The organism is Actinocatenispora comari, assembly GCF_017312725.1.
Lineage (GTDB): Bacteria > Actinomycetota > Actinomycetes > Mycobacteriales > Micromonosporaceae > Actinocatenispora > Actinocatenispora comari.
Genome location: NZ_BOPO01000036.1, coordinates 15,933 through 28,047, shown reverse-complemented (window position 1 = coordinate 28,047; position 12,115 = coordinate 15,933). Strand labels below are relative to the sequence as shown.

Here is a 12,115-nt window from a genome sequence, read left to right as displayed (position 1 = left end):
CGGTCAGCGTGCCCGACCTGTACTTCGCCGGCACCCTCACCCAGTCCCGCGACTTCAAGGAGTTCACCAGCGCCTTCATCCACGGCTTCCGGTACGGGGTGCGCGCGCTGAGCCGGATGCTCGACCAGCGGTACGAGCGGACGCCGTGGCCGGGCCGGCCGGTGCCGCGCGATCCGGCGGCGATCGCGGACGCGCTGCTGGCCCGGGCGAACCGTACCTCGGGGCTGTGGCAGCAGTTCACCTTCCTCGCCGACGTGGTGTGCCTGTCCGCCGACGGCGCCCGCTACCTGGAGGAGGTGCCGCGCGACTACCTCGCCGACGGCGGGATCGAGGACGCCGCGACGGTACTGACCCTGACGATGGAGTACGGGCCGGGGCACGAGGACCTGGACCCGTTCGACGTGGCGGCGGGTCGGGCGTGGGAGGCACAGCACGGCCGGGACGACCGGTACCTGCATCCGGTGGTCCGGCTGCTCGTCGACGGCACCGAGGTCGCGGTGCACCGGATCAAGGAGAACCTCGACAACGAGTGGACCGACCCGGTGACGCACCGGGCGCCGCTGGTGTCGTACCTGACCGACCAGCTCGCCGCGCAGAGCCGGTAGGGCTGCGCGATGGACGAGCTGCTCACGGTCGCGGACTTCGAGGCGCCGGCGCGCGCGGCGCTCGACCCGGTGCACTACGACTACTTCGCCGGTGGCGCGCGCGACGAGATCACCCTGGCGGCCAACGAGTCGGCGTTCGCCCGGATCCGGCTGCGGCCGCGCATCCTGCGGGGCCGCGGCACGCCGGAACTGGCAACGGCGGTGCTCGGCGCGCCGGCGAGCATGCCGATCCTCGTCGCGCCGACGGCGTTCCACCGGCTCGCGCACCCGGATGCCGAGCGGGCCACCGCGCGGGCGGTCGCCTCGGCCGGTACGGTGCTGATCGCGGCGATGCTGTCCACGGTGGCGATCGAGGACATCGCCGCCGAGGCGCGCAAGGTCGCCGTTGACCCGGTGCTGTGGTTCCAGCTGTACCTGCAGCGCGACCTGGGGTTCACCGAGGCCGTCGTGCGCCGCGCCGAGTCGGCCGGGGTGCGGGCGCTGGTGGTCACCGCCGACTCGCCGGCGCTGGGTCATCACGAGCGCAACGACCGGCACGGGTTCCACGACCTGCCGGCCGGGATGCGCTGCGAGAACCTGCGCGAGCTGCGCGCCGGCGAACCCGGCCACGTGCGCCAGGTGGACCTGTCGCCGGAGCTGTCCTGGCGGCACGTCGAGCGACTGCGGTCGCTGACCGACCTGCCGATCCTGCTCAAGGGCGTGCTGCACCCGGAGGACGCCCGGATCGCCGCGGACGCCGGCATCGACGGCATCGTGGTGTCCAACCACGGCGGCCGGCAGCTGGACACCGCGATGGCGAGCATCGAGGCGCTGCCGGACGTCGTCGACGCGGTCGCCGGCCGGCTGCCGGTGCTGCTCGACGGCGGCATCCGGCGCGGCACCGACGTCGTCAAGGCGCTCGCGTACGGGGCCGCCGCGGTCGCCGTCGGCCGCCCGGTGGTGTGGGGTCTCACCGTCGGCGGTGAGGCGGGCGTGACCCGGGTACTGGAGATCCTGCGCGACGAGCTCGCGCACACCCTGATGCTGTGCGGCTGCGGCAGCCCGGCCGAGGTGTCCCGTGACCTGCTGCCGGCGGGCCCGCGATGGTGACCGTCGGGATCGTGGTGGCGGCGGTCGCGCTGGTGGTGAGCCTGCCGTACTGGCTGCCCCGGGTGGTGGTCGCGCTGCGGATGCGCATCTTCGCCCGGATCAACGGGTCGGAGGGCATCCCGGTACCGGGGCCGGAGTTCGACGTAACCGACTGGCGCGCCCTGTACGAGCATCCCGCGGCGGACGGCCGCAGCCGCGGGGCCGGGCTGTCCGACCTGTTCTGGTACTGGCTCGCGCCCGGGCCCGAGGTGCACCAGGAGCACCTGGAACCGGGGGAACGGTACGAGCAGGTGGCCCGGACCACCCGGCGGTTCCTGGCCCGGCCGAAGCCGGAACTGGTCGAGATCACCCGCGCCGCGGCCGAGTCCGTGCTGTCCGGCGTGGGCGGCCCGGTCGCGACGGTACGGCTGCGGGACACGATGATGCCGATCTGGGCCGAGGTGTACCACCGGCTGGTGTTCGACGAGGCGTGCCCGCCCGGTGTCCGGAACGCGATCGTGGCCAACGCCGACGACGTGATCACCGCGCTGAAGTGCTGCGGGCTGCGGCACCTGGACCGCCGGGACCGGCTCACCGACTACCTGCTCGACCGGGTCCGGCACCGCCCGCCGGCGCAGCCGCTGCCGGACCGGCTGTCCGAGCTGGACCAGGCCCGCTACCTGCAGGGCGCGTTCTTCAACACCGCGATCGTGCAGATGTCCGAGGCGATGGCCCACCTGCTGCTGGCGATCGCGCAGCACCCCGCGGTCCGGCGCCGGCTGGTCGCCGACCCGGAGGACGACGACTACCTGGACCGGGTGATCGACGAGTCGCTGCGCCGGTACCCGCTGTTCGGCATTGCGCACCGGATCACCAGCGCCGACATCGACCGGGCCGGCAGCACGGTGCCCGCCGGCAGCGTGCTGTGCTTCAGCTACCCGGACTTCCACGCCGCCGGGCTGACCGACGCCGACGTGTTCGACCCGGACCGGTGGGAGCGGGAGTCGGCCCGCAGCATGAACTTCCTGCCGTTCGGGGTGACCGCGAACCGGCCCTGCCCGGCCCGCGGAGTGGCGCCGGTGACGATGCGGGTGGTCGTGCGCGAGGTGCTGGCCCGGTACCTGCCGTACTCGTCCGCCGCGCACACCCGCTCGGTGCCCAACCGCGGCCCCTGCCTGCTCGTGTCGCGCGACCGGCTCGCCGCCCGCGGCGCCGAGCCGGGCGCGCCGGGCACCGCGGGGTCCGGCGACCGGGCGGTGCGGCCCGGCCACGACTCGCCCGCCGTGCCGGTCGACGGCCCGGTACCCGGTGGCGTCCGGGCACGGCTGGCGCTGATGCGGCTGCGGGACCGCTGGGAGGACGTGTCCCGCAGCCTCGTGCAACTGGTACTGGGCAGCTACCTGGTCGCCGACGCGCGGCGGCAGGGCCTGGCCCGTACCTACTTCGCCACGCACGACACGCAGGGCCGCCCGCGCGCCGGCGGCTGCCCGGTGACCGGAGGTGAACGATGAAGCGCCTCGCGTACTGGCTCGGTGCCGTGCTGGTCTGCGCCGGCGTGGCGCTGCACGTACCGGACTACCTGACGACCGCGTCGGACGGGTACCGGATGGTCGGCATGCCGATGAGCGCCCGGATGGACGTCGGGATGGTGCTGCTGGTGGTGGGGTTGGCCGCCGCGGCCTGGGGTCTGCTGCCGTCCGGGGCGGTGCACCGTGGGGCCGGGGCCGCCGACGCCGCGGTGCGCTACGCCGCGCTGGACACCGCCCGGTTGTCGCCGGCGCACCGGCGACTGCTCGCGGTGCTGACGGTGGCGCTGGTGGTGGACACGATGAAGCCGGCGACGCTCGGGTTCGTGGTGCCCGGGATGCGCGCCGAGTACGGCTTGACCGCCGGGCAGTCCGCGGTGCTGCCGCTCGTCGCGATCGCCGGTACGGTCGCCGGTTCGCTGCTGTGGGGAGCCCTGGCCGACCTGTACGGCCGGCGCGCCACCATCCTGCTGTCCGCGCTGCTGTACGTGGCGACCGCGGTCTGCGGGTTCATGCCGTCGTTCGGCTGGAACCTGGTGATGTGCGCGGCGATGGGCGTGGCCGCCGGCGGCATGCTGCCGACCGTGTACGCGCTGATGAGCGAGTCGGTGCCGGCCTCGCGCCGCGGCGCGCTGGTGGTGGCGCAGAGCGGCATCGGCGCCGCGCTCGGCTACCTGGTGGCCAGCGGTGCGGCGACCCTGCTGGTACCGACCTACAGCTGGCGCGCGCTCTGGCTGCTCGGCGTGCCCACCGGGCTGATCCTGCTGGTACTGCGCCGCTTCGTGCCCGAGTCGCCGCGCTACCTGCTCGCCACCGGGCGCGCCGACGAGGCCGCCGCGGTGATGGCCCGGTACGGCATCCGCACCGCACCGGCGGCACCCGAACGGCCGGCTCCGGTACCGGTCGTGCCGCGCGGTGGGCTCGCCGCGGTGTTCGCCGCCGCGTACCGGGTGCAGACCGGGGCGATCGTGCTGTTCGGGCTCGGCTGGGGGATCGTCAACTGGGGCTTCATCACGTTCCTGCCGACGTTCCTGACCGCCGCCGGTGCCGGTACCCGGGCCCCGACGCTGCTGTTCGTCTCGTCGCTGTTCGCGGTGCCGGCGACGCTGCTCGCCGCGGTGCTCTACGCGCGGTGGAGCTCGCGCCGCACGATGGTCTGCTACGCGCTCGCCACCGCCGTGGTGCTCCTCGGCTTCGCCGCCGCCCGGCCGGAACGTCCCGGCGCCGGTGCGGTGCTGATCGCGCTGACCGCGCTGCTGCTCACCGCCGCCGGCGGCATGATCGCGCTGCTCGCGCCGTACGCGACGGAGGTGTACCCGACCGAGCTGCGCGCCTCCGGCAGCGGCGTCGCGGCCGCGGCGGGCAAGGCCGGTGGGCTGTTCGGCCCGCTGCTGCTGACCTCGGCACCGCGCATCGCCGGCCTCGCCCTGGTCTCCGCGGTACCGGTGGTGGTGGCCGCGGTGGTGCTGTGGCGGGCCGGCGCCGAGACCGCCGGCCGGCCGCTGGTCGAGGCCGCCGCCGAATCGAACCGATAGGAGTGTGCAGGGTGGACGGAATGGATCCGGAGCTGGCTGCCGAGGCGTCGCTGCGGGCGCCGAACGGGGCGCCGCACGACCGGTTCGTCGCCTCGTACCGGGCCCGGATGGGCTACCGCGCCGAACCGCTGGCGCCGCCGGCGATCACCGACGTCGAGGGTGCGATCGACATCCACTGCCACGCGCACGAGGGCCAGCAGGACGCGCTCGCCGTCGCCCAGCTCGCCTCCGCGTCCGGCATGGGCGGGCTGCTGTTCAAGAGCATCGTCGGCCGGGATCGGACCGACGTGGTCGGCCCCGCCGGCGTGGTCCGCGAGGTCGAGCGGGACCTGGCCGCCTGGTCCGAGTCGACCGGCGTGCCGCCGACCCGACTGTGGTCCGGCTGGATCACCAGCTTCACCCGCGGTCGCGGCATGCTCGAGGCCTGCCGGGCCAACCTCGACGACGGTGTCTCCGCCGTCTGGATGCCGGTGTTTCGCAGCGCGAACACGCTGAGCAAGGTCGGCGGCCCGCCGGCCTGGTGGGGCGAGGCCGGGGACTGGAGCGACCCGCTGCCGTGGGACCGGGCGCTCGCCGTCGGCGAGTACACCCTGGACGAGCGCGGCCGGCTCAAGCCCGAGTACCGCGAGGTGTTCCGGATGGCCGCCGACGCCGGGGTGATGGTGTCCTTCGCGCACGGCACGCACGAGGAGATCTTCGCGATGGCCGACGCGGTGCGCGATCTCGGCATCACCCGGGCGGTGGTGGACCACCCGTTCAGCCCGTTCATCGACCTGTCCGTCGCGCAGTTGACGCAGCTCGCCGCCGCCGGCGTGTACCTCAACTTCACCTACGACGAGATCTCGCCGCTGCTCGGGGTCGACCCGAAGCGGATGGCCGATGCCATCCGGCGGATCGGCACCGACCACGTGACGCTGTCCAGCGACGCCGGCGAACCGCTGTTCCCGAACACGGTGGAGGCGATGCGGCTGATCCGCGCGCACATGCGCGCCTTCGGCCTCACCGACGAGCAGGTGCACCAGATCAGCGTCGTCAACCCGGGACGGCTGCTCGATGCCTGAGCCGACGTTCGAGCCGATGACGATCGGCGGCGCGGCAGTCGCCGGCGAGCACCGGTTCGAGGTGGTCGACCCGTCGACCGGTCGGGCCTTCGCGACCGCTCCGGCCTGCACCGACGCCGAACTCGACGCCGCGGTCGACGCGGCCCACCACGCCTGGTCGGGCTGGCGCGCCGACGCCGACCAGCGGTCCGCCGCGCTGGTCGCCGCCGCCGACGCGGTCCGCGACGCGGCCGACCGGCTCGCCCCGCTGCTCACCGCCGAGCAGGGCAAGCCGCTCGCGGACGCCCGGGCCGAGCTGCGGCGCGCCGCGGACCGGCTGCGGCACGCCGGCACGCTGCGGGCCGAGCCGCGGGTGTTGCGCGACGACGGCACCGAGCGGGTCGAGGTGTACTGGCGGCCGGTCGGCCCGGTCGCGGCGATCGCGCCGTGGAACTTCCCGGTGCAGTTGGCCACGGCGAAGCTGGCACCGGCCCTCGCCGCCGGCAACACCGTGGTGCTCAAGCCCTCGCCGTACACGCCGCTGACCACGCTCGCGCTGGGCCGGCTGCTGTCCGGGGTGCTGCCGTCCGGCGTGCTCAACGTCGTGTCCGGGCCGGAACCGCTGGGGCAGCGGCTGGTCGAGCATCCCGGCATCAGGCAGGTCACGTTCACCGGGTCGGTCGGTACCGGCCGGCGGGTCGCCGCCACCGCGGCGCCCCGGCTGCGCCCGGTCACGCTGGAACTGGGCGGCAACGACGCCGCGATCGTGCTGCCCGACGCGGACGTACCGGCCCTCGCCGACGCGCTGTTCTGGTCCGCGTTCGCCAACTGCGGCCAGATCTGCATGGCGGTCAAGCGGGTCTACGTCGCGGCCTCCCGGCACGACGAGCTGGTCGAGGCGCTCGCCGACCGGGCCCGGCACGTGGTCGTCGGCGACCCGACCGACCCCGGCACCCGGCTCGGCCCACTCGCCACGAAGCCGCAGTACGAGCGGGTCGGCGAGCTGGTGGCGGCGGCGTTGGCCGGCGGTGCCCGCGCGGTGGCGGGCGGCGGGCCGCTGGACCGGGACGGGTACTTTTACGCCCCGACGGTGCTGGCCGGCGGCACCGACGGCGACCCGATCGTGGCCGAGGAACAGTTCGGCCCGGCCCTGCCGGTCCTGCGGTACGACACCGTCGACGAGGCGGTCGAGCGCGCCAACGACACCCGGTACGGCCTGTGCGGCTCGGTCTGGGGTACCGACGTCGACCGCGCGGCGCAGGTCGCGGCGCGGCTGGAGGTCGGTACCGCGTGGGTGAACCGGCACCTGGCGATGTCGTTCGACGACCCGTTCGCCGGGGTGAAGGACTCCGGCCTCGGCGTGTCCGGCGGTGAATGGGGCGTCTACGCCCACACCGAACCGTTCGTCCTGCACCGGCCGTGCTGAATCGGGCGCCGGTGGGTGGCGTACCGGCCGGTGCGTGGCAGGCTGGCGGGGTGGCAGACGAGACGAAACGCGCCGTGTCCCTGCATCGGACCGGCAGCCAGACCTACCAGGTCCGCAACGAGCGTGGCGGGCAGATCAGCATCGGCGCCGGCGGCGACACCGACTTCACCCCGGTGGAGCTGCTGCTCGCCGCGATCGCCGGATGCACCGCGATCGATGTGGACATCCTGACCTCGCGGCGGGCCGAGCCGACCTCGTTCGACATCGAGTCCAGCGGCGACAAGGTGCGTGACGCGCAGGGCAACCACCTGACCGGGATCGAGGTCTCGTTCCGGGTCACGTTCCCGGCGGGCGAGGGCGGCGACAAGGCGCGGGCGCTGCTGCCGGAGGCGATCCGCACCTCGCACGACCGGCTCTGCACCGTCAGCCGCACCGTGCAGCTCGGCGCCGACGTCACCATGGGCGTGGCGACCGGCTGAACGCCGGTCGCCACGCACCCGGGCCGGTGTGCGCCGGGGTCGGTGTGTCGGTGCCGGGTCGGCTGAACGTCGGTCGTCACGCACCCGGGTCGGCGTGCGCCGGGGTCGGTGTGTCGGTGCCGGGTCGGCTGAACGTCGGTCGTCACGCACTCGGGTTGGTGTGCGGTGGGTGTGCCGGGGCCGGGGCACGGTCGCCGGGAGGCAGGTCGGTGTGCGCCGAGGACGTGGGTTCGGCTCGGTGTGGATCGCGCTGGCGCGCCGCGGGCGGTCAGTGGCGGGCGGTGGGCAGCTCGGCGGCGGTCGTCCAGACGGCGGCGACCGCGACGACCGCGGCCGGTGCGGGCAGGAGCAGCAGCAGCGACGCCGACCAGCTGGCCGCCGCCCACACGCCGAGCACCACCAGGCACAGCGCGGCGGCGAACCGCACCGGTCGCCGCGCGACCAGGTGCAGAGCGGTGACCCACAACGCGCGGCCGCGCAGTCCCGGCCGGGCCGCGCCGAGGATCAGTGCGGCCATCGCCGCCGGTACCGCCAGCACGGTCGCCGCGCCGGTCAGCGCGACGGACGGGAGCAGCAGCAGGCTGCCGGTCGCGGCCCACGCCTGCAGCGCGGCGAGCAGCAACACCGCGGCCACCGCCGGTACCAGCGCCTGGCGGGCCGCGAACGGCCAGAGCCGGACCAGCCGGACCGTGAACCCGCGTACGCTCGCCCGACCGGTACCGCCGATGCGGGTCACGGTGTCGGCCAGAGCGGTCGCGGCGGGTGCCACCAGCAGCGCGTACAGCGCGACCGCGACCGGGTTGACCCCGGGCGCGACCAGCACCGGTACCGTCGCCGCGACGCACACCGCGACGCTCGCGCACAGCAGCGTCGGCAGGTTCGGCCACACCCCGTGCAGCAGCCGCCGCGGCGACACCGCGACCGCCTCGACCGGTTCGCCGTGCCCCGGTGTCGCCTGGGTGCGGTGCCGCGTCGCGCTAACCACGGATGCCCGCCGAGGCGATGCTGGCGGCGAAGCTGCGCTGGAACGCCAGGAAGACCACCATCACCGGGACCACCACGGCGGTGATCGCGGCGAACACCACCACCGACGAGCCGCCCTGGCCGGCCTGCAACGTCACCAGCCCGATCGGCAGCGTCATGTGCTGCGGGCTGGACAGGAAGATCAGCGGGCCGAAGTAGTTGTTCCAGGAGGCCTCGAACGCGAGGATCGTCATCGCGGCGAGCGCCGGACCCGACAGCGGCACGATGATCCGGAACAGGATCCACGGATGGCTCGCCCCGTCGATCCGGGCCGCCTCGTCCAGCTCCCGCGGGATGGTGTTGAAGTACTGCCGGAAGAAGAAGATCGCGAACACGTTGATCAGCGCCGGCAGCCACAGCGCGGCGAGGTGGTCGACCAGGCCGAGGTTGCGCATCAGCACGAACACCGGGATCACCGTGGTCTGCACCGGCACCATCAGCGCGGACAGCATCACCAGCAGGATCGCCTGGCGGCCGCGGAACCGCAGCCGGGAGAACGCGTACCCGGCGAGCACGCTGACCAGCATCGACCCGACCGTGGAGATCAGGCTGACCTGCAGGCTGTTGAGTGCCATCCGGCCGAACGGGATGAGCCCGTCGATGTTCGCGAAGTTGTCCACCGTGAACGGTCGCGGCAGCCAGCCGGGCGGCAGCGAGAACGCCGCCCGCTCCGCGGTGAGGCTCTGCACGATCAGCCACACCAGCGGCGCGACCATCAACACCCCGACCACCAGCAGTACCAGGCCGAGTACCACCCGGGCCGGGCGGATCCGGTGGCGTCGCCGCACCGGTGCGGCGCGCCCCGTCGTCACTGGTGCACCCATCGGCGCGACCCCCAGAACTGCAGCAGCGTGACCACCATCATCACGGCGAACACCAGCAGCGACACCGCCGAGGCGTAGCCGACCTGGAACGACTGGAACCCCTTCTGGTACAGGTACATCACCACGCTCATGGTGGAGTTGTCCGGCCCACCCTGCGGGGTGATGATCTGGATCGGGTCGAAGATCTGGAACGCGCCGAGGAACGTGATGACCGCGGCGAAGAAGATCGTCGGCGACATCATCGGGATCGTCACGTGCCACAGCGTCTGCCAGGCGTTCGCGCCGTCCAGCCGGGCCGCCTCGAGCAGCGTGTTCGGCACGGTCTGCAGGCCGGCCAGCATGATCACGAAGGTGAAGCCGATGGTGTGCCAGAAGTCGATGCCGATGATCGACGGCAGCGCCCAGGACGGGTCGTTGAACCAGTTCGGGGTGTCCAGGCCGAGCCTGCCCAGGTAGTACGTGACCAGCCCGAACGACGGGTCCAGCACGTACTTCCAGAGCAGCGCGACCGCCGCCCAGGAGATGACGAACGGGAAGAACAGCGAGGTGCGCACGAAGTACGAGAGCACCTTGTTCTTGAGCCGGTTGACGCCCAGCGCGAGCAGCAGCCCGCCGACCAGGTGGGTGACCAGCGAGGCGAGGGCGAACACGAACGTGTTCGCCAGCGACCGGTACAGCAGCGGGTCGCCGAACATCGCGGTGAAGTTGCCGACCCCGGCGAACTGCGCCGGGGTGAGCATGTCCCACCGGTACAGGCTGAGCACGATCGCCGCGACGAACGGACCGGCGACGAACAGCACGAACAGCAGCAGCGCCGGGCACAGGAACGCGTACCCGACCCACTGCCGGCTGCCGGCGCCCGCGGTCGGCTGGATCGCCGGCGGGCGGGGCGCCGTCCGCCGGCGGGTCAGGCTGATCGTCATAGCAGCGGTTTCAGCTGCTCGTTCGCCGTGTCCAGGGACTGCTTGACCGGCTTGAGGCCGGTCAGCGCGCTCTTCCAGCCGGCGCTGATGGCCCGCTGCACCGCGGCGCCCTGCTTGGGCGACGGGATCGGCGTGCCGTGCGTGATCGCGGCCGGCAGCAGCTCGGAGCCCTTCGGCGCGGCGGACAGGAAGGCCGAGCTGGTGGCGACCGAGGTCAGCGCCGGCACGTTGGTGCCGCCCACCTTGGCGTAGAACTCCGACGCGTCCTTGGTCATGAGCCACTTGAGGAACGTCCAGGCGGCCGCCTTGTTCTTCGACGCGCGCAGGATCGGCCAGCCGTCCCAGCCGATCGGGGAGCCGGGGCCGGTCTTGGTCGGCCAGCTCATGATGCGCACCTTGTCGACCATCTTGAGCCGGCGCATGTCCAGCGTCGGCCAGCGACCGCCGCCGAGGGTGGCGAGCTTGCCCTTGGCCAGCTGCGCGGCGGCGTCGAAGGTACCGCCGAGCTTCGGTGCCAGGCCGGCGTCGAGCAAGCTCTTGACGAACGTGGCCGCCTCGATCGCCTGCGGGCTGTTGAACGTGGGCTGCTTCCAGTCGGCGTCCAGCGTGCTGGCACCGTTGGTGAGCAGCCACGGCATGATGTCGCCGAACGGGAACGCGCCGTCACCGAGCGCCGTGAGATACGCGCCGGTCCTGGCCTTGATCTTCTGCCCGGCCGCCTTGAACTGCTCCCAGGTCCACGCTCCGTCCGGCAGTTCGACGCCGGCCTTGGCGAACACCTCGGTGTTGCAGTACAGCACCATCGAGTTGTAGCCGCCGGGGATGAAGTAGGTCCTGCCGTCCGGCGAGCCGTACTTCTTCGTCCACTCCTTCAGGTGCGGGTCGATGCCGGCGTAGTACGCGTCGACGACCGCCTTGTCCTTGGCGATGTAGCGGTCCAGCGGTTCCAGCACGTTCTTCGACGACATCAGCAGCTGGCCCTCGGTGGCCACGTCGACGATGTCGTACTGCTTGCCGCCGGCCAGCTGGGTCGAGATGGTGTTGGCGAAGGTCGCCCAGTCGCCGGACGCGATGCCGGTCGCGGAGATCTTGATGTCCGGGTGCGCCTTGTTGAACGCCGCGAACAGCGCCTTGAACGCGGCCTGCTGCGTCGCGTCGCCCAGGTACGCCAGGGTCAGGGTGCCCTTGCCGGAGCCCTCGGCGCCGTTGCCGCCGCCGGATCCGCCGCACGCGGCCAACCCGCCGACGGCCGGCAGCGCCGCCGCGCCACCGAGCATCTGCAGCACGCGACGACGCGGTACGGGCGGGGGAGTGTGCGGTTCGCGCGGTACCACGATGCCTCCTTCCGGGTCCGCCCGTTCGGCGCCGTGGGGCAGCCGGGCGACCCGATGAGCAATCGATTACTCGCCGTTTGAGTGCACGGAACCTAACCCCGGCGTCGACGGCTGTCAATAGCCGCCGACCCGTGCGGTCCCGGGCCGCGGCCGCCGCACGATGCCGCGCCGCGAGCTGGATCGGTTGGTGTCGAACGGATCCGGCTCGGACCGCGGTGGGCCGCGGGTGATGCCCGATCGTGCGGTGATGGTTGCGTAATCGGTTTCTCGGACCTAGGCTCGGGCCGCGCGGCCGGCTCGACCGTGCGGAACGGCCGCTCCGTCCGCCCCGG

At 73.2% G+C, this 12,115-nt stretch carries 10 protein-coding genes and 1 pseudogene; 7 read left to right on the top strand and 4 right to left on the bottom strand.

Annotated elements, in window-relative coordinates; translation table 11 throughout:
- The 7 genes and pseudogenes from NUM_RS11410 to NUM_RS11380 all read left to right on the top strand — a co-directional run.
- Positions 1-605 (top strand): annotated as a pseudogene (locus NUM_RS11410) (pyridine nucleotide-disulfide oxidoreductase); the annotation flags it as partial.
- A 9-nt stretch (positions 606-614) separates the two neighbouring features.
- The gene (locus NUM_RS11405) at positions 615-1,694 is read left to right on the top strand and encodes an alpha-hydroxy acid oxidase (protein WP_207124275.1); all 1,080 of its coding nucleotides are present in this window, start codon (positions 615-617) and stop codon (positions 1,692-1,694) included.
- Complete coding sequence (locus NUM_RS11400; protein ID WP_207124274.1) at positions 1,688-3,184, top strand: cytochrome P450; 1,497 nt, start codon at positions 1,688-1,690, stop codon at positions 3,182-3,184. The genes NUM_RS11405 and NUM_RS11400 overlap by 7 nt, the downstream gene beginning before the upstream one ends.
- Complete coding sequence (locus tag NUM_RS11395) at positions 3,181-4,734, top strand: MFS transporter (RefSeq protein ID WP_207124273.1); 1,554 nt, start codon at positions 3,181-3,183, stop codon at positions 4,732-4,734. The genes NUM_RS11400 and NUM_RS11395 overlap by 4 nt, the downstream gene beginning before the upstream one ends.
- 20 nt (positions 4,735-4,754) lie before the next feature.
- Positions 4,755-5,795 (top strand): DUF6282 family protein, encoded by a 1,041-nt coding sequence (locus tag NUM_RS11390; RefSeq protein ID WP_207124272.1) that lies wholly within the window; start codon positions 4,755-4,757, stop codon positions 5,793-5,795.
- Positions 5,788-7,200: an aldehyde dehydrogenase family protein gene (locus NUM_RS11385; RefSeq protein WP_225918425.1), complete on the top strand. Its 1,413-nt coding sequence runs from the start codon at positions 5,788-5,790 to the stop codon at positions 7,198-7,200. Before NUM_RS11390 ends, NUM_RS11385 begins: the two co-directional genes overlap by 8 nt.
- A gap of 50 nt (positions 7,201-7,250) precedes the next feature.
- Positions 7,251-7,679, top strand: coding sequence for an OsmC family protein (locus NUM_RS11380; protein ID WP_207124271.1), 429 nt, complete (start codon positions 7,251-7,253; stop codon positions 7,677-7,679).
- Positions 7,680-7,947: 268 nt separating this feature from the next.
- Here NUM_RS11380 and NUM_RS11375 read toward each other — a convergent pair whose 3' ends face one another.
- Genes NUM_RS11375 through NUM_RS11360 form a run of 4 tightly spaced genes read right to left on the bottom strand, consistent with a single transcriptional unit; the run spans position 7,948 to position 11,783 of the window.
- Complete coding sequence (locus NUM_RS11375) at positions 7,948-8,664, bottom strand: hypothetical protein (RefSeq protein ID WP_207124777.1); 717 nt, start codon at positions 8,662-8,664, stop codon at positions 7,948-7,950.
- Positions 8,657-9,514, bottom strand: coding sequence for a carbohydrate ABC transporter permease (locus tag NUM_RS11370; protein WP_207124776.1), 858 nt, complete (start codon positions 9,512-9,514; stop codon positions 8,657-8,659). The genes NUM_RS11375 and NUM_RS11370 overlap by 8 nt, the downstream gene beginning before the upstream one ends.
- A complete protein-coding gene (locus tag NUM_RS11365) occupies positions 9,511-10,449 on the bottom strand; it encodes a carbohydrate ABC transporter permease (RefSeq protein WP_207124775.1) in 939 nt (312 codons plus the stop codon). Before NUM_RS11365 ends, NUM_RS11370 begins: the two co-directional genes overlap by 4 nt.
- A complete protein-coding gene (locus NUM_RS11360; protein ID WP_207124774.1) occupies positions 10,446-11,783 on the bottom strand; it encodes an ABC transporter substrate-binding protein in 1,338 nt (445 codons plus the stop codon). The genes NUM_RS11365 and NUM_RS11360 overlap by 4 nt, the downstream gene beginning before the upstream one ends.
- Positions 11,784-12,115 lie beyond the last annotated feature (332 nt).